The sequence below is a fragment of the Mesorhizobium monacense genome (assembly GCF_056781675.1).
The window spans coordinates 771,140-790,643 of record NZ_CM165567.1; the positions used below are offsets into that span (position 1 = coordinate 771,140).

The following is a 19,504-nucleotide window of genomic DNA, read 5'->3' on the forward strand; positions in this document are numbered from 1 at the left end:
GCCGCTGGCGGCACTCTATTCCACGCTGAGCCGATACCCAATACCGCGCACCGTCTGCAGCCAGACCGGGTTGGACGGGTCGCGCTCGATCTTGCGGCGCAGGCGGTTGATCTGGACGTCGATGGTGCGCTCGCCGACTTCCGAATCGTCGCCGACCAGTTCGTGGCGCGGGATCGTTTCGCCGGCCCGCGCCGCGAAGATCGCCAGGATCTCCTGCTCGCGGTCGGTCAGCTTCAGCGCCTCGCCGCCACGCTTCAGTTCGCGCCTGGCAATCTGGAACGTATAGGGGCCGAACACCAGCTGCTCGACCTTGGGCGTCGTCGCCGGGCCGCCGCGGCGCAGGATGTTGTTGATGCGCAGGATCAGCTCGCGCGGGTCGAACGGCTTCGGCAGATAGTCGTCGGCGCCGGCCTCGAGCCCGGTGATGCGGCTGTCGGTCTCGGACAGCGCGGTGAGCATGAGGATCGGCACGTTCTTTTCCGCCCGCAGCGCCTTGGTGAGATCGACGCCGGTTTCGCCGGGCATCATGACGTCGAGAACAAGCAGGTCGAAATCGAGACCGGCAAGCTTTCGCCTGGCCTCGCCGGAGTTACCGGCGACGGTGACGCGAAAGCCGTTCTCGGACAGGTACTGCTTCAGCAGGTTGCGGATACGGGTGTCGTCATCGACCACAAGCAGATGCGGTGCGTCATCGTCCGGTGCAGTCGGATGATCAACCCTCTCAATGGTCTCCATGGCTCTTCCCCGATATTTTCGCAGGCACAATGTCAATCTGCGCTCTTAGTTCCGGATTGACCATCGCCTCCAGGAAGCGTTCGATCGAGGCGCGTTCGGTGGCTCCGGAATCCTCCAATGCAGTACGGATGCGGCGTGACTGTGGCCGCGCCAGCGCCAGCGCCAGGGCGCGGCCCTTGGCCGTTGGGTAAAGCTCGCGCTGGCGGCGGTCGCGAGGACCCTGCAGCTGGACGATGTGGTCGGTGTCGATCAGCTGCTTGAGCACGCGGGCCAGGCTCTGCTTGGTGATCTTCAGCACGTCGAGCAACTCGGCCACCGTCAGGCCCGGCCTGCGGTTGACGAAGTGCAGGACGCGGTGATGGGCGCGGCCAAAGCCATAGTCGGCCAGGATCTGGTCGGGATCGGAGGTGAAATCGCGATAGGCAAAGAAAAACAGTTCGATGATGGCGAAGTCGATGCCGTCCTCGTCGGTGATCGCCGTCCTGATCGGTTTTCCGGCTGCGGGGCTTCGATCCGTCATCTTGTCTCCATGCGAAGGGGAATTATGTCAGTACTATTGACGCAATTTCCCGGCAATGGTAATTTTTGACAAGCTTTTCGGCGGATTGCGAACGAAAAGGCAAAGGGATGCCGTTTTTCCGGAACTTCCTGAGTTTGCCAGAGCTTAAATATCCGCTTACGCTTTGAGAACCCGGTCGCCCGGTGCGGGCCGACACGAAACACACAACGATACAACGATATGCGGGTTGGCACCCGCGGGAGGTTATCATGGCATCCGTTCCTTTTGACCAGTTGGACGGCTTCATCTGGATGAACGGTGAGTTCGTCAAATGGGCCGACGCCAAGGTCCATGTGCTGACCCATGGCCTGCATTACGCCAGCGCCGTTTTCGAGGGCGAGCGCGCCTATGGCGGGGAGATATTCAAGCTTACCGAACATACCGAGCGTCTGCATGAATCGGCGCGCCTGCTCGGCTTCAAGATACCCTATTCGGTCGCCGAACTCGACGACGCCTGCCGCACGCTCTTGACGAAGCAAGGATTCCAGGACGCCTATGTGCGCCCGATCGCCTGGCGCGGCAGCGAGCAGATGGGCGTATCGGCGCAGAACAACCGCATCAATTGCGCCATCGCCATCTGGCAGTGGCCGAGCTATTTCGATCCGGCCCAGAAGCTGAAGGGCATCCGCCTCGACATGGCGGAGTGGCGCCGCCCCGACCCGCGCACCGCGCCGTCGAAGTCGAAGGCCTCCGGCCTCTACATGATCTGCACCATGTCCAAGCATGCAGCCGAGGCCAAGGGCTATGCCGACGCCATGATGCTCGACTGGCGCGGCCAGGTCGCCGAAGCAACCGGCGCCAACATCTTCTTCGTCAAGGACGGCAAGATCCACACGCCGATGCCCGATTGCTTCCTCGACGGCATCACCCGGCGCACGGTCATCGGCCTTGCCAAGGATCGTGGGATCGAGGTGATCGAACGCGTCATCATGCCGGAAGAACTCGAAGGCTTCGAGCAGTGCTTCCTCACCGGCACGGCGGCTGAAGTGACGCCCGTGGCGGAGATTGGACCCTACCGATTCGAGGTCGGCGAGATCGCCAAGACATTGATGAAAGACTATTCTGTTGCAGTGCAACCGAAGCATGCGATTGCTGCAGAATAACGAAAGTCACAGCTTTTTTGTCAAGCAGGGGCGGTTTTCGAGCCGCCCCTTTTATTTCAGCATCTCTGCATTTGACTTTCACCCATTTCAGCGTCTCATGATGGCGTCGGCCCGGGAGGCTGACAGTCATGGAGGGACTGGAAATATGGACATGAACACGCTTCTTCCGATCATTGTTCAGGTGATTATGGGTGTCATCGGTGGTCAGGCGGTGGGCGCGGCGCTCAAGCAAGCGGCGTTGGGTCAGCTTCCCAAAATCCTGGGCGGCGCCATTGGCGGTGTCGGCGGCGCGGCCATCCTCGGCAGCCTGCTTGGCGGCGGTACGGTCGATCCGGCAGCGGCTGCGGCGGCAGCGGGCGGATTGGGCAGCGCGTTGAACCTGGAGAACATCCTCGGCGGCGCTGGCGGCGGCGCCATCCTGACCGGCATCATCGGCGCGGTCATGAATGCGATGAAGAAGTAAGCCTCGAGACATCGGACTTTTTCGCATGGGCGGCTTCGGCCGCCCATTTGTTTTTCGGCTCATCGAGATCGCCGCCGGCGGTGGACGCCGTTCGCATCTGTCTCTACATCAGGTCAGTTCAAGAGACTGCGCGTTGAGAGATGCGCGCCGCGCCCCAGTACTGAGAAAGGACAATCATGGGTCAGCTCAATGCCGGGATCGTGCCTGTCACGCCCTTCCAGCAGAACTGCACGATCCTGTTCGACATGGACGACAAACAAGGCGTCGTCGTCGATCCGGGCGGCGACATCGACAAGGTGCTGGAGGTGCTGAAGGACAATGCGATCACCGCGGGCGCGATCTGGATCACGCACGGCCATATCGATCATGCCGGCGGTGCGATGGAGCTGAAGGAGGCGCTCGGCGTCGACATCATCGGCCCGCATGAAGCTGACCAGCCGCTGCTCGCAAATCTGGAGAACCAGGCAAAGCGCTTCGGCATCACCGATGCCGTGCGCAATTGCGTTCCCGACCGTTTCCTCACCGAGGGCGAGACCGTGTCATTCGGAGCGCATTCGTTCGAAGTCCTGCACTGTCCGGGTCATGCACCGGGGCACGTCGTCTACTACAACCGGGCGGCCAAGTTCGCCCATGTCGGCGATGTGCTGTTTCGCGGCTCGGTCGGGCGCACCGACCTGCCCGGCGGCGACCATGCGGCGCTGATCGCCTCGATCAAGGAGAAGCTTCTGCCGCTCGGCGACGACATCGGCTTCATCTGTGGCCATGGTCCTGGCGGCCGCTTCGGTGAGGAGCGGAGGACCAACCCGTTCCTGACCTGACGGCAGGCCTGCTCACACGGCACCATCACCTCAAACAAAAAAGCGCCACCCGTGGGCGGCACTTTTGGTATGAAACAGAAAATCCGCCTCAGTTGGCGACGCAGAAGTGCTGGTCGCCGTCATTGCCCGTAAACGTGCCGGTACGGGCGTTGAAGGTCCGGTAGCGGTCCGAGCAGTATTCGTACCAGGCGCGGGTCCACGGTTCGGCGTAGCGGTCGGCATAGACGACACGCGGCTGCTCCACATAGTAGCGGCGAACCGGCGCCGGCCGCACATAACGATAGTCATAGTCGTCATCGTAGTAGCTGTAGCGGGGCTGCGGATTGCTCAGCGCGCCGGCGATCAAGGCGCCGGCCGCGAGGCCGACAACGCCGGCGGCGAGGGCGTCGCCATTGTCGTGGTGGTGACGGCGCCAGCGCCAGTCATCGGCATTGGCCGCCGGCAAGGTGGCCAACGTGGTCGCGGCGATACCCGCGGACAGGATGGCGGTCCTGAGAATTCGGTTCATTCGGTCTCCTTCGTGCCGGTCCGGGGTAGTTTCAGGGGATACGGACCGGTTTTAGCGAAGGTTAATAGGAGACCGTGGCTGAACGGGGGCTGAACGAAAATTCGCCGGATGGATCAAACGCACGCGGCATACCATAGGTCGGGCGGGAGTGGACCCGCCTCATCGGCCTCCGTCCGATCTGTCTTGAGCCGGCTTAGCCGATCGACAGATTGACGGCCTTCGGACCCTTGCCGCGCTTGTCCGGCTCGGTGTCGAATGTCACTTTCTGCCCATCCTCCAGACCGGGAAGACCCGACGCCTGCACGGCCGAAATATGGACGAAGACATCCTTCGCGCCATCGTCCGGCGTGATGAAGCCGAAGCCTTTGGCATGATTGAAGAATTTGACGGTGCCGGTCTGCGGCATGGGAAGCTCCCTTTGATCCCATAAATTCCAGTCTCGGGCCGGCAAATGCCCGAGTGGAAATTTGTCCTTTATTTTAGCGCTATCGGCAAGAGAAAGTTTTTGCACGCCCCGGCAAGCATTTAGGGGCATGGAAAAGGCGCGACGGGTGACCGTCGCGCCTTTGAAAAACTCAATCCCGGCCTGGAAGCCGGTTCATAATCTCGCAATATGCCTGGCTGGTCCGCGTGGACGAACGCGGGTCAGACGGATCAGGCCGCGCGGAGATTGACCGCCTTGGGGCCCTTGCCCATGCGGTCGGGCTCGACGTCGAAGGTGACCTTCTGGCCGTCGACCAGCGTGCGCAGGCCCGAAGCCTCGATCGCGGAAATGTGGACGAACACGTCCTTGGCGCCGCCATCGGGCGTGATGAAGCCGAAGCCTTTGGTCGCGTTGAAGAATTTAACGGTGCCGGTCTGGGCCATTGGGGAAACTCCTTCACCCGTGTCAGTCTTGTGGTTTGCCCGCCGCCTGGCGCCGTGGGCAAGTCCCGGTGGTTGCTTCGGCAGTCATGCATTGGCGCATGGTCAAACCCCCCGCCGAAAACGGGGCCGTCAGAGATTCACAGTATCGGGGAAAGGTCGTCCAAAACGTTCCGCTCTCCGGGTCGCAAATGCCCGAACACAAAATTTATCGCACGGAAACGTGATGGTTGCAAGACAGGCGCCGCGGGGCGCCCCGATCGGCGCATCCCGACGCATGGCTTCGATAGACCTGGCTTCCGGTCCGGTCATCGGCCAGAGCCTGTTCGCGCATCGTCCAGCGCGCAGCCCGCGCTGCTATTCGAGGCGCGGGCGGCGGTATGATGCGCCTCCGGTCTTCCGCAAACGGCGGTTGCATTTGGCAAGGGATTAGCGAGGATCGGCAGGCGTGTTTTGCGCCGAGGCGGGGGCTCGAGGGAGATATTCATGAAATTTCTTGTGACGCTTTTCTCGCGGCAGGGTTTTGCTCTCCTGTTGCTGTCGGCACTTCTGGCAGCTTGCACCGTGGTGGTGGACGAGGGGCCCGGTCCGCGCCCGCGCCCACCAAGGCCGGAGCCGCAATTCTGCACCAGGGAGTATGAGCCGGTCTGCGCCCGTCGAGGCAGCGACCGCCAGACCTTCGCCAATGCCTGCCTTGCCGATCGGGCCGGATACCGCATCGTGCGAGATGGCCCGTGCCGCGACGGTGGCGGCGGCGGCGGTGGCGAGGAGCAGACCTTCTGCACGCGCGAATACGCTCCGGTCTGCGCCCGCCGCCACGGCGAGTTGCGCACCTTCCCGAACGAATGCGAGGCCCGCGCCGCGGACTATCGCATCGTCGGCGACGGACCGTGCTGAACGAGGCAGGACCTTGCCATCCTGCCATGGCAAGGATCTGCAACAGGCGTCCCATCTCTCCGTTTTGGCGGGGAAGTGGGCGCGACGTTGCCTGCCAGGTTCCATAACCGCGTGGCGATGCCCAGTGCGTCTTGAAACTGCCGGCCGTATGGCTTAGGTCCGGCTGGCGGACAAACACGGCAGGTTTCCCATCAACAGAGATCAAAGAAGAGCGGCAGGTGCGGGCGCCAGATCGGGTTCCGGAGGGCAGCCGCCCACGGTGCTGGATCAACATGTGCAACGGGCGCTTCAATTGCACCAGACCGGGCGCCGGCAAGAGGCCGAGACGCTCTACCGGCAAGTGCTGGCGCAGAAGCCGAACCATGCCGCCGCGCTGCATTTCCTCGGGCTTTTGCTGCATCAGACCGGGCGAAGCGAGGAAGGGCTCGATCTCATCGAGCAGTCGGTGACCCTGCAGCCGAAGAATGCCGACTTCCTCAACAATTTCGGCACGGTCATGCGCGACCTCGGTCGCATCGCTGCTGCCGTCGATTTCTTCCGCGGCGCGGTTGAAATTCGACCGGACCAGCTTGCGGCGCGCGACAATCTCGGCTCGGCGCTGAAGCAGCTCGGCCAGTTCGAGGGCGCCGAAGAGATCTATCGCGGCACGATCGGCCGCAATCCGTTCCACGTGCGTGCCCGGATCGGGCTTGCCGAAACGCTGCAGGAAGCGGGCCGGCTGGACGGGGCGCTCGACGTCTTCCGCGAGGCGCTAACGATCCGGCCGAAGGATGCGGAACTTCTTTACGGACTGGGCGTCGGCATGATGGAAAAAGGCAGGCTTGGCGAGTCTGCCGATCTTGCCCGGCAGGCGCTGGCGATCGATCCCGGGATGGCAAAGGCGTGGCTGCTGCTGACGCAGGTCAAGCGTCAGCAGGAGCGCGACGCCGAGCTTGCCGGCATGGAGGCCCAGCACACCAAGGCGCCGGCAGGCAGCCTAGCGCGCATGCAGCTTTCGTTCGGCCTCGGCAAGGCGAACGACGATTTGAAGGATTATGGCCGCGCCTTCGACTATTTCGCCGAAGGCAATGCCATCCGCCGCCAAGGCATCGACTACGATGCGGCGAGAACGCGCGACGAATTCGAAGCGATGAAGGCGGTCTTCGACAAGGCCTTCTTCGACAAGCACAAGCCGAGCGAAATCGCCGACGACACGCCGATCTTCGTCGTCGGCATGCCGCGCTCGGGCACGACCCTGGTCGAGCAGATCATCGCCAGCCACCCAAAAGTCTATGGCGCCGGCGAGCTCAGCATCTTGAAGACGGCGGTCGGCAAGCAGTTCCCGCTGAGCATGCAAGGCGGCTTTCCCTGGGGGATCGCCGACATGCCCGACAAGGCCTTCGCCGAGGCGGGGCAAGCCTATCTCGACATGCTGCATGCCCGCTATCCCGGCTTCCGGCAGGTTACCGACAAGATGCCCGGCAACTTCCTGCTGGTCGGCTTCATCCATCTGATGCTGCCGAAGGCAAAGATCATCCATTGCGCGCGCGATGCGGCGGCGACGTGCCTGTCGATCTATAAGGTGCATTTCCGCGGCGACAGCCATCGCTACGGCTATGACCTCGGCGAGCTTGCCGACTTTCACAATCTCTACACCGACATCATGGCGCATTGGCGCAGCGTGCTGCCGGGCGTCGTGCATGATGTCCGCTACGAGGATTTCGTCGCCAACCAGGAAGGCCAGACGCGGGCGCTGATCGCCCATCTCGGCCTGCCGTGGGACGATGCGGTGCTGTCGTTCCACGAGACCGACCGTCCCGTGCGCACGGCCTCGGCCGCGCAGGTGCGCCAGCCGATGTACCAGGGGTCGGTCGACCTGTGGAAGCGCTATGGTGATCGGCTGAAGCCGCTGCTGGACAAGCTGGTGTAGGTCAAAATTGAGGTGAGGCTCGGCCTGACCTCAATATTGACCTGCCCTGTGAGATGCCTAGAGTTCTATGAAGGGCTGGAAGCCGCCGAAGATCATGCGCTTGCCGTCGAAGGGCATGGTCGACCAGTCACCCTTCAGCCGCTCATCGGCCATCACCTTGGCCATCACTGCGTCGCGGCTCTGCCTGGATTCATAGACGACCCATGCGAAGATAACGATCTCGTCGTCCGTGGCCTGCACGGCGCGCGGGAACGAGGTAAGTTCGCCATAGGGCACGTCGTCGCCGACGCATTCGACATAGGCAAGCGCGCCATGCTCCTTCCAGACGACGCCGCCGGTGTTGGCCAGCTTCTTGTAGTCGTCGAGTCTTGCCTTGGGTACGGCAAGCAAGAAACCATCGACATAGGACATGGGGTTCTCCTGATTTGAGAGCGATCTCCCTTCTCCCTTGTGGGAGAAGGTGGCCGAGCGAAGCTCAGTCGGATGTGGGTGTTCCAGCTTGACGCCGACTTACCCCTCACCCGGATTGCCAGCCGAATTGCGAAGGGCAATTCGGGGCAATCCGACCTCTTCCACAGGTGGGAGAGGCAAAAAAGGATCAGGCCTTCACGGGCGCATTCATCGCCCATTCGACGCCGAAGGGATCGCGCATATTGCCCCAGCGATCGCCCCAGAACATCACTTGCAACGGCATGACAACTTCGCAGCCGGCATCGACGGCGCGCTGCCACCAGGCTTCGATGTCGTCGCTGCCGAGATGGAGCTGTATGGTGTAGCCCTGCGGCTTGACCGGGGACATGCCGTGCTCGGGATAGAAATCGGAAATCATCAGCGTCGAGCCGTTGATGTGAAGGTGGATGTGCATTGTGCGGCCCTGCTCATCCGGCGGATAGAAGAAGACCTGCTCGGCGCCGAAGGCCTTCTGGTAGAATTCGGCGACCTTGAAGGCGCCGTCCAACTGAAGGTAGGGCGTCAAGCCGCCGAGTACTTTCGCGGCAGGCTGGGTTTGCGGCTGATCGTTCATCTTTTGCTCCTCTTTGCGTTTGATTGGTCTTGCGAACCGTAGGACGAATCAAGTGGCGGCGATCCTACATGGCTGACGAGATTTTTTAGTGCCGCGACCGAGGCGCCGGTCGTCGGCGGTTGAAGTGGCCCTGGAGCCTGTCAATGGCGCGCCTGCCGCAATGGGCCGGGCAGCCGCTTTCATCTCGCTCGCTCAGGGAGCCCTGCAAATCCGAGGACCGTTTTGCGCGTCGATGATGATTTCCGGCCAGCCGATATCCTTGCGCAATTCGATCGGCAGTGAAAGGAGCGCGCGCTCGCTGCGGTAACGGGCGCGGTTCGCCGCGTAGCGGGCCGCTATGCGGCTTACGGATGACAGAATGGACATGATGCTTTCTCCTCGATTGAAGCCGGCATCATCGTGTCGGCATCCCAAGGACGTGGCGCCCGGCCACGATCCGACAGACCGCCGAAACTTTTTGGCCGGCCCACGACAGGCCGGTCCCTGGGCTTGTCTTCAGCCCGCTGTCTCGGCCACCGAGCGGAAGAAATCCTCCGGGTTGTCGACCTCGGTCAGCCGGCGCTTCTCGATCAGCCAGAAGCGGTTGCCGATGGCGCGGATGAAGGAGCGGTCGTGCGAGGCGAGCACGCAGCTTGCCTGATGCGCCAGCAGTTCCGTTTCCAGTCCTTCCTGGCCGTCGATGTCGAGATGGTTGGTCGGCTCGTCGAGCAGATAGAAGTTGGGATTGGCAAGCCGAAGCGCCAGCATCATCAGCCGCGCCTTCTGGCCGCCGGACAGCATGCCGATCTTGCGCTCCTGCATGTCGATGGCGACGCCGGCACCTGCCAGCAGCGAGCGGGCGCGCTGCTCGCCGACATCGAATTTTCGCGAGACCATCGCCAGCGGCGTGTCATCGCCGCTCATCCCGGACAGAGCCTGGTCGCTGTAGCCGAGCACCGTGGACGGCGTCACCTTCACGCTCTGCACGGTTTCAGGTTCGAAAATGGCATTCCTGATCAAGGTGACAAAGCGCGATTTGCCGACGCCGTTGCGGCCGAGCAGCACGATCCGGTCGCCCTGACAGATGTGGCGCTTGCCGGTGCGAAACAGCAGCGACCCGTCGGGCGTCTCGACCGCTGCGTCGTCGAGCGTGATCAGCACTTTTGCGTGCGTCCCACGATTGGCGAGCTTGATCGCGCCGGCCGATTTCTCGCGATGCGCCGGTGCTGCCGCCTCTTCCAGGCGTTCGGCCCGCTGGTTGAGCTGCTTGGTCTTGACCGTCAGCAGGTCGCTGCCCGAATTGATGCCGATATTGTTCAGCTTTGCCGCCTGCCGGCGCAATTGCTGCGCCACCTTCATGTCGCGCTGGAATTTACGCTCCGTCGAGGCATCGACTTCGTCCAGCGCGTCGCGTGCCCGCGAATAGGGCAGGGTAAACACCGGCGATTGTTCCGGTCGCAGGAACAGCGTGCGGTTGGTGGTGGCGTCGAGGAAGGCGCGGTCATGGCTGGCGATGACGACCGGCACTTCGCGCGGTAGTGCGTTCAGCCAGGTTTCGAGCTGGCTGATCCGGGCAAGGTCGAGATGGTTGGTCGGCTCGTCGAGCAGCAGCACATCCGGGTCGGTGACCCAGACGCGGGCGATCAGCGCCAGCCTCTGCCAGCCGCCGCTCAAGGCGCGCATCTCTCGTTCGCGCATCGGCTCGGGCACGTCGAGCGAATCCAGCACCACGTCGACACGCCAGAGTTCGCCTTCGGCCTGATCGGCCGGCAAGGCATCGGCCACGACCTGATGAAAGCTGCTGCCGAGGAGCGCAGGCGGAACGGACTGTTCGACATGGCCGACACGCAGGCCGCGCGTGCGGGTGATGTCGCCGGATGTCGCTTCCATCTCGCCGGTCAGGCATTTGAGCAAGGTGGACTTGCCGCGGCCGTTGGCGGCGACGATGCCGAGCCGGTCGCCGGCGCCGATGGTGAGGTCGAGATTGGAGAACAGCGGCGCACTCATGGTGACGCCAAGGGATTTGAGGCTGATCAGGGCCATGTCGATTTCTCTGGTCTTGCCGGAAGAAACTCCGGTCGATGCACTTTGACGGTGCGCGGGCAGGCCATCAGGCCAAGCATTGCAGCACCACGAAGAGCAGACCAAAAATCGAAGCGGGAAAAACCCGGACCGTCCTGGTCAGCCCTGCAAGCTAGCTCGCAGGGCACAGACAGGGCCGCGCTGACGGTGGTGGTCGAAATTCACGCAGCCCTCCTTTCTGGACGTTCGAGTACCAGGAATGGCTACACCAGGGGCGGGGCCGATGGCAAGGGGCTCCTCTGCAGGCAGGCCTTAGTCTGGCAAAGGGAATATGAAGTCCCCCTTGGTTCGCTGGATTTCCTGTGGCGTTTCGAAGTGAATCTCCATCAGGATTGGTTCTTCCGGTCCTTTGAAGAAATGAAGCTCGGCGTGAGGGAGCACGAGCCTGCGGACCGTTTCAAATCCGCTTTCCATCTTATATTCCTCGCCCCGCAATCCGAGACTTGCAACGCGTGTCCTGGCGGCCGAAAGCGTCATTGCCGGGCTAAAGCCGTCGAGATCGATTTGGCTGTTGCCACTCCATTTCAAAGGCAAAGGCTTGGGGATATCAGGCATGTGCCAAAGTTTGATGCTGATGCGATGGACTCGCGCTCGATTGCGCCTGGTCAAAATGTTGATTTCCAGGTCGCCAAAACCCAGAAGAAAGCCGCATGGCTGATCCTGATAGACATACAGCCATTTCGGAAAGCCAAGGTGCTTCTGCACCGGACCAAGATCAGCGCCAGCCCGCAAAGGTGTGTCTTTGCTGCCTAAAATCAGGGGTAGAATATGGAGTTTGCCTCGTTGCCGCATCGAACCCAGGTTTGCTGCCAACTGTTGTCGTAGGTTTGGATAATCGGCTTTCAGCCCCGCCTGATCCCTTCGGCCCAGGCCACCAGGTCGTCCTCGCTGCTACGCAATCGCTTCATCACCCGTTGCATGGGCCAGCAGGTTACACCGCTTCCGACTTCGAGCGCCGCGTTGATTTCGCCTTCGGGATCGTCGTCATTCGTCAGCCAATGCCCGCCGAGTTCCCTGCGGAGCACCTCGCCGCAGTAGCATCCCAACGCAAACAAGCGCGGCCCGATATCTTGTGACATCAAACCGTCGGAGATGGGCTCCCCATCCTTCGTCTGTTCGCGAAAGAAGCGTTCCACCTCCGATATGCTCTGTGGTGTGAAATCGGCGCGATAGCCCGAACTTTGCAGTGCTTTGGATATCCATTTCGCGGCTATCGGAACGTCATCCTGCAGGCGCCGCGGCGAGCTCGTTGTTTGAGACGCCGCGCGGGACGGCAGGAAAGCTGCTGCGACGGCAGCGAGAAGCCCAAAGAAACGGCGTGTCATCATCTGTAGCCATCCAAGCGATGGCATGAGGATACCTGTGGCGCTCAAGGAGCGCCACAGCAGAACTACCGTCCCGGCCTGCCGGTCTTGCCCGGCCGGCGTTTTTCGCGGCGCGCGTCGGCGGGATCTTCATAGGACCCGATGCCGGTGCGCTGGCGAACAATTGGTTTGGCGGAATCGTCGTGATCCTTCGCGCCTCCCTCTGGCCTGCCGGCCCCCGCAAGAGGGGAGATTGGCTGTGGCTTCGCCGGCACTTTTCCCTCGATCGGCCTTTCCGTACGCCGCACGGTCATCTCATCCAGCGAGTTCTTCTTGAACAGCGGCTTGGTCGATTGGCCGGGAATGCCGAAATCGGAACCGTGCGCCTCCTCGGCCGACTGTTTCTTGAACAGCGAGCGCGACACCGCACCGGCCGGCGTGGGCATGTCGGTGCCCGGACCCATGGCGTCGAGCGAAGGTTTGCGGAACAGGGAGGATTTGACGCGATCCTGTGCGCTCTCCTTCGGCTTGCTGGCCTCCACGACAGGGGAATTTCCCTGGTCGTCGACCGTTCGATGGATGGCGCGGCCCTTGTTGTGCTTGCCCTTCTCGCGACCCGAGACCGGGCTTTCCATGTCGGCATATTTGGCCAGCGGATCGTCGGAGATCGACAGCTCCATCTCGCGCAGCCGCTTGATCTCGTCGCGGATACGCGCCGCCTTCTCGAAGTCGAGATTGGCGGCGGCGTCGCGCATCTGCTTGTCCATGGCGTCGAGATGGGCTTTCAGATTGTTGCCCATCATGGCGCCGGCGCTGTCGGTGAATTGCGAGATGTCGGCGCGGACATGGTCCTTCTCGTAGACCGAATCCAGAATGTCGGAGATGCGCGACTTGACCGATTCCGGCGTGATGCCGTTGGCCGCGTTCCACTCCATCTGCTTCTCGCGGCGGCGGTTGGTCTCGGCCATCGCCCGCTCCATCGAGCCGGTGACCTGGTCGGCATAGAGGATGACCTTGCCGTCGACGTTGCGGGCGGCGCGACCGATGGTCTGGATCAGCGACGTCTCGGAGCGCAGGAAGCCCTCCTTGTCGGCGTCGAGGATGGCGACGAAGCCGCATTCGGGAATGTCGAGGCCTTCGCGCAAAAGGTTGATGCCGACGAGCACGTCGAAGGCGCCGAGGCGCAGGTCGCGCAGGATCTCGATGCGCTCCAGCGTGTCGATGTCGGAATGCATGTAGCGGACGCGGATGCCCTGTTCGTGCAGGTACTCGGTCAGGTCCTCGGCCATGCGCTTGGTCAGCACAGTAACCAAAGTGCGGTAGCCGGCCCGGGTGGTTTCGCGGATCTCGCCGACGACATCGTCGACCTGGGACTTGGCCGGACGCACTTCGACCGGCGGATCGATCAGGCCAGTCGGGCGGATGACCTGCTCGGCGAACACGCCGCCGGACTGTTCCATCTCCCACCCGCCCGGCGTTGCCGAGACGGCGACGGAAAGCGGACGCATGGCGTCCCATTCTTCGAAGCGCAGGGGCCGGTTGTCCATGCAGGACGGCAGACGGAAACCATATTCGGCCAGCGTCGCCTTGCGGCGAAAGTCGCCGCGATACATGCCGCCGATCTGCGGCACGGTAACGTGGCTTTCATCGATGAAGACCAGCGCATTGTCGGGGATGTATTCGAACAGGGTTGGCGGCGGATCGCCTGGCTGGCGGCCAGTGAGATAGCGCGAATAGTTCTCGATGCCGGCGCAGGAGCCGGTCGCCTCCAGCATCTCCAGGTCGAAACGGGTGCGCTGCTCCAGCCGCTGCGCCTCAAGCAGACGCCCAGCCTTTTCAAGCTCTTGCAGGCGGTGCTTGAGTTCTTCCTTGATCGACTTGATGGCTTGATTCAAGGTCGGGCGCGGCGTTACATAGTGCGAGTTGGCGTAGATCTTGACGCTCTTCAGCTCGCCGGTCTTCTGGCCAGTCAGCGGGTCGAACTCGGTGATCGACTCGATCTCGTCGCCGAACATCGAGATGCGCCAGGCGCGGTCTTCCAAGTGGGCCGGAAAGATCTCGATCGTATCGCCGCGCACGCGGAACGAGCCACGGACGAAATTGATGTCCTGCCGCTTGTACTGCTGGGCGACGAGGTCGGCGAGCAGCGCGCGCTGGTCGAGTCGATCACCGATCTGCATCTGGAAAGTCATCGCCGTGTAGGTCTCGACCGAACCGATACCGTAGATGCAGGAGACCGAGGCGACGATGATGACGTCGTCGCGTTCGAGCAGCGAGCGCGTGGCCGAATGGCGCATGCGGTCGATCTGCTCGTTGATCGAGGATTCCTTCTCGATGAAGGTGTCGGTACGCGGGACGTAGGCTTCCGGCTGATAGTAGTCGTAGTAGGAGACGAAATACTCGACGGCGTTTTCCGGGAAGAATTTCTTGAACTCGGAATAGAGCTGCGCGGCCAGCGTCTTGTTGGGCGCCAGGATCAAGGCAGGGCGCTGCGTCTCCTCGATCACCTTGGCCATGGTGAATGTCTTGCCGGAACCTGTGACGCCGAGCAGCACCTGGGTGCGGTCGTTGCCGTCGACGCCCTCGACGAGATCCTTGATCGCCGTCGGCTGATCGCCTGCCGGCTCGAAATCCGACACCATCTTGATGGCGATGCCGCCCTCGGATTTTTCCGGGCGGGCAGGGCGGTGCGGCGTCCAGAGCACGCCGTCCTTGTGGAGGGGATTGCCGGATTCAATGAGCGCGGAAAGCGCGGCCACCGTGGCGGTGACGCCGCTGGACGTCATCGTCTCGGCTTCTTCCAGCGAGATGTCGAGACCGGCAACCGGGTTGAGACCGGCCGCGGTGCGCTCCCTGGCCGTCGCCGCGCCACCCATCGAGGTGCCACGCGCCGTCCGGCCAGGAGAGGCGGAGCGCTCGGGGATCTTCTTTGCAGCTTTCGGCTTCGGCTGCTGCTCGGCCTCGCGCTCGATCTGTTCGGCCCAGTCGGCGATCGAGCCGGTCAGCGGCGTACCGGAGAATTCGGCCTGCGGCGCCTCGGCAAAGCCGCCCTTGTGCAGCGGCTCCGAGGCATCGAGGAAATCGGTCAACGGGCTGCGCCGCTTCGGCGCGCCACGGTCGTCTTGCGCCGCCGAGGGCGTTTTCTTGTCGGGAAGTTTGGCCATGACCCGAATATGGGAGGACTCGGCCAAAATGGAAAGAGCGGAGTGAAGAGGGCTGCATGGCCAGGCCAAGCTGCTGACAGAAGGCTGTCAGCAGCGGTGGCGTGCCAAGATGTACCCGCTCAATTGAACCACAGCGCGAAAGTCAAAAAGCCGGCGCCGCCGAACTGGCGCTGGATCTGGTCGAATTCCTCGCCGGTCAGGATCTTGCCGCTTTCGAGATAGGGGGCGATGGCCGGGCCGGTGATCGACAGCACCAGGTCGAAGGGTTTCGGCTCGTCGAAGAAGCGCTTCATGTTGATGCCCTTGTCGGCGATGCGGAAATGCGGCAGCAGCGTGCGGCCTTCGAGCAGGTCCTCGGCCATGGCAAGCGCGGCGAGCCAGGCCTGGACCTGCTCCTCGCCGACCTCGAGGCCGGTCAGTAGATTGGCGCCCTTCTGCTGCGGGCCGGGCAGCCATTCGCGGTCATTGTCGGTCTCGGCGCGGATCGCCTTCCAGTCCTCGCGCGACAGCCGGATCATCTCGATCAGGTGACGGCGCGCCGCTTGCCGGCGCTCCGGCTCGACCACCGGCCAGTTGATGAGATGCACCAGCGAGATGAAGTCGGCAAAGCGCCATTCGGACGAAAAGATGCTGCCGTTCATGCCGCCGTCGAGCGGGACGAGCGTGTCCTGCAGTGGCAGCTTGGCGCGCGGGAACAGCATGTGGAACGAGCCGTCGAATGTGTTCCTGAAATCGTGCGCCAACCAGAAATCGGCCTGCGCCATCAGGAATTCGGCATAGCCCTGCAGCCAGTAGCCGTCGGCACGATCGAAGCGGAAGGCGAGGGCGGGAGCACCGGCGTCCTGCACGCTGCTGCGCGACAGGGCCGCCATGATGGCGACGGCGCGTTCGTCCGGTGCGATCTGGCCATCCTCGTTGAGATCGATGCCGAGACGGCCGAGGTCGATGACCATTCCGATATCGGCATCGGCAGGCACCGAGCCCAGCGTGGCGGCGGATTTTTCGAGCCGGTCTCGGAAGGCGGTCAGGATGGCGCGGAATTGCTCGTAGGTCAGGGGCTCGGGATTGGGATTGTCGGGCACGGGAAGCCGCATCAGCGGCAGCATGAAAGATTGCGGGCTGTCGAAACCGTGGCGGTGCAGGCCGCCTGCCAGGATCTCCAGCGCGGTGAAGAATTCACCGGCGCCGGCGGCATAGGCCGACGCCGGATCGCTGGCGGCGGCGGCTTCGAGCGCGGCGAGCGCGCCATCGCGATCGGCCACGGTCCTTGCCTCGAACAGGGCGGCCGGATCGGGGGCCGCGGCACTGGCGGAAGCAAGCGGCAGCAGCAGGAAGACGGCGGAGACGATCAGTCTCGACAATCGCTTCATTTGGATCCCTCTCTTTTGCAAGCTGCCGCAAATATACACGCATTCGGATCGCCGCGCCTGCCGGTCCTCATGCCGCGATAGCGCGACAGCCGCGGCGCCAATTGCCGACAGATACGCTTCAACCGATCGGGCAGACAGTCTACACAAGGCAAACAACTGGGCGCCGCGTGTCGAACTATCCGCTCTCCTACAAATTGTCCTGGCTGCCGCGCTTCCTCCGGCCGTCGCTCAGTGGCGGCGACGTGCGCAGCTTCGCGCCGCCGGCCGGGACGCTGATCGAACCGCTGCCTGCGCGCACGGTGCGGCTGGCCTTCGTCGGCGATATCTCGGCCGTCGCCAACCGCAGTGCACCGGACTGCGATCCGGCGATCAAGGCATTGCTTGCCTCCGCCGATCTGGTGGTTGGCAATTGTGAAAGCCCTGTCGTCGAGCGGCCGAGCGCGGTGATGGGTACGCGGCTCGGCACGCATCATGCGATGGACGAACGCTTCCTCGTCGCGGCATTGGCGGCGGTCGGTATCGCGCGCGAAAAGCTCGTTCTGTCGCTGGCCAACAACCATGTGCTCGACCAGGGCGTCGCTGGTTTCGATGAGACGGTCGCGGCGTTGAAGCGGCTTGGCATCCGTACCATAGGTACCGCCGCGAAGGGGCCGGTCGAGCGGCTTGCGGTCGGGCCGCTGACCATAGGCTTCGCCGCCTTCACGCTATGGCGCAATGCCGATGCCACAAAATTCTCGGGCCGCGTGTCCATGCAAGGCGACCCGGCGCAGTGGCCGCCAGCTGCGGCCAAGGGCTTCGATCTTGTCTGCGCGGTGCCGCATTGGGACTGGGAGTTTCGGCATTATCCACGCGCCGAAACGCGGGCGCTGGCCAGGCAGTTGGCCGGGCACGGCGTCGGACTGATCGCCGGCCATCACGCCCATGTCGTGCAGCCGGTCGAGCGGATCGACAAGACGCTTGTCGCCTACGGGCTTGGCGATTTTCTCGGCACCGCCTTTGCCCGCCAGCCATGGCCGGGCCGTATCAGCTCCATCCTCGCCGTCGATGTCAGCGCGGACCTCGGTATGAGTGGAAAGATCGTCGCCTATCGAATGCATCCGTTCATGCGGCTGCGAGCCGGCGATCATGAGCGGCTGGTTTCGGTGGAGGCGCTGGAGGGTGGCATGCGCGACAAGGTCGATGCCCGGCTGAAGGCGATTTTTGGCGGACAGTTCGCAAGTGCGTGAAGCCGCAGGCTGGCGACTTTCCGGCAAAAGCGGCTATCATGCGACGGCAGAGGCAGGCTTGCGGCGGGGGTGGCGATGGAAACGGCGGATTTCATGCCGAGCGAGGCGGTGATCGCCGGCATCCGGAGGGACATCGAGGCCTATGAGGCCAAGCGGGCGTCGGCCTACCGGCAGGTGCGCTGGCGGGTGCCGGTGTTCATCGGTCTGGTGCTGGTCTTCATGGTGCTTGTCGCCTGGCTCTTCAACAAGGTCGCCGACCCCTACGAGCAATGGTTCTCGACGCCGCACGTCTTCCTTTATGTCGGCAGCTTCATTGCGGCGCTGCTGCTCTACTTCCAGGCGGTGAAGCCGGCGACCAGATTGCAGCAATCCTTCCGCGAGACGCTGCTGCCGATGATCTTCGGCTTCATCCAGGACATACGCTACCAGCACGGCGTTCGCCCGAATTCGTTCGACCGGTTGCCCCGTGAGACGGTTGGTCCCTTCAACCGGCAATCGTTCGACGATGTCTTTTCCGGCCGCTACGAGGGGTTTGCGTTCGAGCTTTATGAGGCAGAGTTGCGCGAAGGGACGGGCAAGGGCTCGTCCACGGCTTTCAGAGGCGTCATCGTCGCTTTCGAGACGATCACACCATTTGCCGGCACGCTGGTGGCGACGCGCCGGGCCAATGTGGTCGTCGGCTTTTTCCGCGGCATTTTCGCCAGCAGGATGGAAGAGCTGTCCTCCGGCGTTCCGGAACTCGATGCCGCCTACGAATTCCGCACTGACAATGTCGAAGCGGCGCGGCCGCTGGTCAGCGGCCGCCTGGCGCAGGCACTGAAATGGCTCGGCGAAACCTGGCCCGACGATCCGGCGCGCGTGGCGCTCAATGGCAGCGACGGGTTCCTGCTGCTGCCGCAGCCTAAGGATTTCTTCGAGTTGCCCGATATTTCGGTGTCGCTCGACTACCAGACCCATGTCGCGCCGATGATTGCGGACATGGGCGCGATGCTGGCGACGGCGGCACTGGTGCGCAAGATCGGCGCGACGGATGAAGAGGCTTAACCGAAGCGCAGCTTCATGCCGAGGATGGCGACCACGAACAGGAAGGTGACGCCGTTGGCCAGGATGACCGGCCAGGAGCCGATCAACAGGCCGTAGAGCGTCCACAGGAAAACGCCGGTGGCGATCGAGCCGGTGGCGAACAGCGAGATGTCGCCGGCCCGGCGCTCGCGCGCCACCTTGGCGACCTGCGGAATCCAGCCAAGCGTGGTGATAAGCGCGGCAAACGCGCCGATGATTTCGATCGTGGGATGCAAGATGGCGACTTTCGAAGGAGCAGCGATTGTGCGGTGCACCATATGCCAGATCGGGTCAGCCCTGGGAAGCGGGCAGATCGGCTGGACCAATGAACAGACCAATCCGGGTCGATCGCATCGCGGATCACCTCCGGGCTACCGGTTCTGGGCATGCCGTTCCCGCAGCGGCCTGTGCTTTTCGCGAAGCGGCCACGTTATCCG

Annotated in this window: 21 protein-coding genes; 7 read left to right on the forward strand and 14 right to left on the reverse strand. The window is 63.0% G+C overall.

Features of this window, described 5'->3' with window-relative positions; genetic code table 11:
* Positions 1–15 precede the first annotated feature (15 nt).
* Together AC1RUK_RS03655 and AC1RUK_RS03660 are read right to left on the reverse strand one after the other, a co-directional pair.
* Entirely contained in the window at positions 16–735 is a 720-nt protein-coding gene (locus AC1RUK_RS03655; protein ID WP_006202527.1) for a response regulator, read from the reverse strand.
* Positions 722–1,255 carry a MarR family winged helix-turn-helix transcriptional regulator gene (locus AC1RUK_RS03660; RefSeq protein ID WP_436173050.1) on the reverse strand — a complete coding sequence of 178 codons (534 nt, stop codon included), beginning with the start codon at positions 1,253–1,255 and terminating at the stop codon, positions 722–724. Before AC1RUK_RS03660 ends, AC1RUK_RS03655 begins: the two co-directional genes overlap by 14 nt.
* Before the next feature lie 248 nt (positions 1,256–1,503).
* On the opposite strand from AC1RUK_RS03660, the gene AC1RUK_RS03665 reads away from it, so the two are divergent.
* From AC1RUK_RS03665 to AC1RUK_RS03675, 3 genes are all read left to right on the forward strand, one after another.
* A complete protein-coding gene (locus tag AC1RUK_RS03665) occupies positions 1,504–2,397 on the forward strand; it encodes a branched-chain amino acid aminotransferase (RefSeq protein WP_481836741.1) in 894 nt (297 codons plus the stop codon).
* A 145-nt stretch (positions 2,398–2,542) separates the two neighbouring features.
* Entirely contained in the window at positions 2,543–2,860 is a 318-nt protein-coding gene (locus AC1RUK_RS03670) for a hypothetical protein (protein ID WP_436173948.1), read from the forward strand.
* A gap of 176 nt (positions 2,861–3,036) precedes the next feature.
* Complete coding sequence (locus AC1RUK_RS03675; RefSeq protein WP_481836740.1) at positions 3,037–3,678, forward strand: MBL fold metallo-hydrolase; 642 nt, start codon at positions 3,037–3,039, stop codon at positions 3,676–3,678.
* 88 nt (positions 3,679–3,766) lie between these two features.
* Here the strand turns inward: AC1RUK_RS03675 and AC1RUK_RS03680 are convergent, their stop codons facing one another.
* The 3 genes from AC1RUK_RS03680 to AC1RUK_RS03690 form a co-directional block, all read right to left on the reverse strand.
* Positions 3,767–4,186: a BA14K family protein gene (locus AC1RUK_RS03680; protein WP_481836739.1), complete on the reverse strand. Its 420-nt coding sequence runs from the start codon at positions 4,184–4,186 to the stop codon at positions 3,767–3,769.
* A gap of 193 nt (positions 4,187–4,379) precedes the next feature.
* Entirely contained in the window at positions 4,380–4,592 is a 213-nt protein-coding gene (locus AC1RUK_RS03685; RefSeq protein WP_006202521.1) for a cold-shock protein, read from the reverse strand.
* Between the two features lie 248 nt (positions 4,593–4,840).
* A complete protein-coding gene (locus AC1RUK_RS03690) occupies positions 4,841–5,053 on the reverse strand; it encodes a cold-shock protein (RefSeq protein ID WP_006202520.1) in 213 nt (70 codons plus the stop codon).
* A gap of 483 nt (positions 5,054–5,536) precedes the next feature.
* Here AC1RUK_RS03690 and AC1RUK_RS03695 point away from each other — a divergent pair, with 483 nt between their 5' ends.
* Positions 5,537–5,947, forward strand: coding sequence for a Kazal-type serine protease inhibitor family protein (locus AC1RUK_RS03695; protein ID WP_436173046.1), 411 nt, complete (start codon positions 5,537–5,539; stop codon positions 5,945–5,947).
* Positions 5,948–6,221: 274 nt separating this feature from the next.
* The gene (locus AC1RUK_RS03700; RefSeq protein ID WP_481840185.1) at positions 6,222–7,856 is read left to right on the forward strand and encodes a tetratricopeptide repeat-containing sulfotransferase family protein; all 1,635 of its coding nucleotides are present in this window, start codon (positions 6,222–6,224) and stop codon (positions 7,854–7,856) included.
* Positions 7,857–7,913: 57 nt separating this feature from the next.
* Here AC1RUK_RS03700 and AC1RUK_RS03705 read toward each other — a convergent pair whose 3' ends face one another.
* The 8 genes from AC1RUK_RS03705 to AC1RUK_RS03740 form a co-directional block, all read right to left on the reverse strand.
* Complete coding sequence (locus tag AC1RUK_RS03705; RefSeq protein WP_436173045.1) at positions 7,914–8,267, reverse strand: DUF1428 domain-containing protein; 354 nt, start codon at positions 8,265–8,267, stop codon at positions 7,914–7,916.
* Between the two features lie 187 nt (positions 8,268–8,454).
* Entirely contained in the window at positions 8,455–8,880 is a 426-nt protein-coding gene (locus AC1RUK_RS03710; RefSeq protein WP_481836737.1) for a VOC family protein, read from the reverse strand.
* Between the two features lie 192 nt (positions 8,881–9,072).
* Positions 9,073–9,246, reverse strand: a complete 174-nt coding sequence (locus tag AC1RUK_RS03715) for a hypothetical protein (RefSeq protein WP_436173043.1) — start codon at positions 9,244–9,246, stop codon at positions 9,073–9,075.
* 129 nt (positions 9,247–9,375) lie between these two features.
* Positions 9,376–10,902, reverse strand: a complete 1,527-nt coding sequence (locus AC1RUK_RS03720) for an ABC-F family ATP-binding cassette domain-containing protein (RefSeq protein ID WP_481836736.1) — start codon at positions 10,900–10,902, stop codon at positions 9,376–9,378.
* Positions 10,903–11,193: 291 nt separating this feature from the next.
* The gene (locus tag AC1RUK_RS03725; protein ID WP_481836735.1) at positions 11,194–11,754 is read right to left on the reverse strand and encodes a hypothetical protein; all 561 of its coding nucleotides are present in this window, start codon (positions 11,752–11,754) and stop codon (positions 11,194–11,196) included.
* Positions 11,755–11,783: 29 nt separating this feature from the next.
* Positions 11,784–12,269 carry a hypothetical protein gene (locus tag AC1RUK_RS03730; protein ID WP_481836734.1) on the reverse strand — a complete coding sequence of 162 codons (486 nt, stop codon included), beginning with the start codon at positions 12,267–12,269 and terminating at the stop codon, positions 11,784–11,786.
* A gap of 62 nt (positions 12,270–12,331) precedes the next feature.
* On the reverse strand, positions 12,332–15,409 hold the full coding sequence (gene uvrB / locus AC1RUK_RS03735; protein WP_481836733.1) for an excinuclease ABC subunit UvrB: 3,078 nt from the start codon (positions 15,407–15,409) through the stop codon (positions 12,332–12,334).
* Between the two features lie 119 nt (positions 15,410–15,528).
* The gene (locus tag AC1RUK_RS03740) at positions 15,529–16,779 is read right to left on the reverse strand and encodes a hypothetical protein (RefSeq protein WP_481836732.1); all 1,251 of its coding nucleotides are present in this window, start codon (positions 16,777–16,779) and stop codon (positions 15,529–15,531) included.
* Positions 16,780–16,946: 167 nt separating this feature from the next.
* Here AC1RUK_RS03740 and AC1RUK_RS03745 point away from each other — a divergent pair, with 167 nt between their 5' ends.
* Together AC1RUK_RS03745 and AC1RUK_RS03750 are read left to right on the forward strand one after the other, a co-directional pair.
* Positions 16,947–18,005: a CapA family protein gene (locus tag AC1RUK_RS03745; RefSeq protein WP_481836731.1), complete on the forward strand. Its 1,059-nt coding sequence runs from the start codon at positions 16,947–16,949 to the stop codon at positions 18,003–18,005.
* Between the two features lie 75 nt (positions 18,006–18,080).
* Positions 18,081–19,049 carry a hypothetical protein gene (locus tag AC1RUK_RS03750; protein ID WP_481836730.1) on the forward strand — a complete coding sequence of 323 codons (969 nt, stop codon included), beginning with the start codon at positions 18,081–18,083 and terminating at the stop codon, positions 19,047–19,049.
* On the opposite strand, the gene AC1RUK_RS03755 is transcribed toward AC1RUK_RS03750, so the two are convergent.
* Positions 19,046–19,345: a SemiSWEET family sugar transporter gene (locus tag AC1RUK_RS03755; protein WP_436173036.1), complete on the reverse strand. Its 300-nt coding sequence runs from the start codon at positions 19,343–19,345 to the stop codon at positions 19,046–19,048. The genes AC1RUK_RS03750 and AC1RUK_RS03755 overlap by 4 nt on opposite strands.
* Between the last annotated feature and the right edge of the window lie 159 nt (positions 19,346–19,504).

What these genes read in the sequence shown, in the direction of transcription:
- AC1RUK_RS03660 (WP_436173050.1), bottom strand. Translation starts at nt 1,255, where the DNA reads ATGACGGATCGAAGCCCCGCAGCCGGAAAACCGATCAGGACGGCGATC.
- AC1RUK_RS03720 (WP_481836736.1), bottom strand. Translation starts at nt 10,902, where the DNA reads ATGGCCCTGATCAGCCTCAAATCCCTTGGCGTCACCATGAGTGCGCCG.
- AC1RUK_RS03705 (WP_436173045.1), bottom strand. Translation starts at nt 8,267, where the DNA reads ATGTCCTATGTCGATGGTTTCTTGCTTGCCGTACCCAAGGCAAGACTC.
- AC1RUK_RS03715 (WP_436173043.1), bottom strand. Translation starts at nt 9,246, where the DNA reads ATGTCCATTCTGTCATCCGTAAGCCGCATAGCGGCCCGCTACGCGGCG.
- AC1RUK_RS03690 (WP_006202520.1), bottom strand. Translation starts at nt 5,053, where the DNA reads ATGGCCCAGACCGGCACCGTTAAATTCTTCAACGCGACCAAAGGCTTC.
- AC1RUK_RS03675 (WP_481836740.1), top strand. Translation starts at nt 3,037, where the DNA reads ATGGGTCAGCTCAATGCCGGGATCGTGCCTGTCACGCCCTTCCAGCAG.
- AC1RUK_RS03655 (WP_006202527.1), bottom strand. Translation starts at nt 735, where the DNA reads ATGGAGACCATTGAGAGGGTTGATCATCCGACTGCACCGGACGATGAC.
- AC1RUK_RS03695 (WP_436173046.1), top strand. Translation starts at nt 5,537, where the DNA reads ATGAAATTTCTTGTGACGCTTTTCTCGCGGCAGGGTTTTGCTCTCCTG.
- uvrB (WP_481836733.1), bottom strand. Translation starts at nt 15,409, where the DNA reads ATGGCCAAACTTCCCGACAAGAAAACGCCCTCGGCGGCGCAAGACGAC.
- AC1RUK_RS03665 (WP_481836741.1), top strand. Translation starts at nt 1,504, where the DNA reads ATGGCATCCGTTCCTTTTGACCAGTTGGACGGCTTCATCTGGATGAAC.
- AC1RUK_RS03740 (WP_481836732.1), bottom strand. Translation starts at nt 16,779, where the DNA reads ATGAAGCGATTGTCGAGACTGATCGTCTCCGCCGTCTTCCTGCTGCTG.
- AC1RUK_RS03710 (WP_481836737.1), bottom strand. Translation starts at nt 8,880, where the DNA reads ATGAACGATCAGCCGCAAACCCAGCCTGCCGCGAAAGTACTCGGCGGC.
- AC1RUK_RS03680 (WP_481836739.1), bottom strand. Translation starts at nt 4,186, where the DNA reads ATGAACCGAATTCTCAGGACCGCCATCCTGTCCGCGGGTATCGCCGCG.
- AC1RUK_RS03730 (WP_481836734.1), bottom strand. Translation starts at nt 12,269, where the DNA reads ATGATGACACGCCGTTTCTTTGGGCTTCTCGCTGCCGTCGCAGCAGCT.
- AC1RUK_RS03685 (WP_006202521.1), bottom strand. Translation starts at nt 4,592, where the DNA reads ATGCCGCAGACCGGCACCGTCAAATTCTTCAATCATGCCAAAGGCTTC.
- AC1RUK_RS03670 (WP_436173948.1), top strand. Translation starts at nt 2,543, where the DNA reads ATGGACATGAACACGCTTCTTCCGATCATTGTTCAGGTGATTATGGGT.
- AC1RUK_RS03755 (WP_436173036.1), bottom strand. Translation starts at nt 19,345, where the DNA reads ATGGTGCACCGCACAATCGCTGCTCCTTCGAAAGTCGCCATCTTGCAT.
- AC1RUK_RS03750 (WP_481836730.1), top strand. Translation starts at nt 18,081, where the DNA reads ATGGAAACGGCGGATTTCATGCCGAGCGAGGCGGTGATCGCCGGCATC.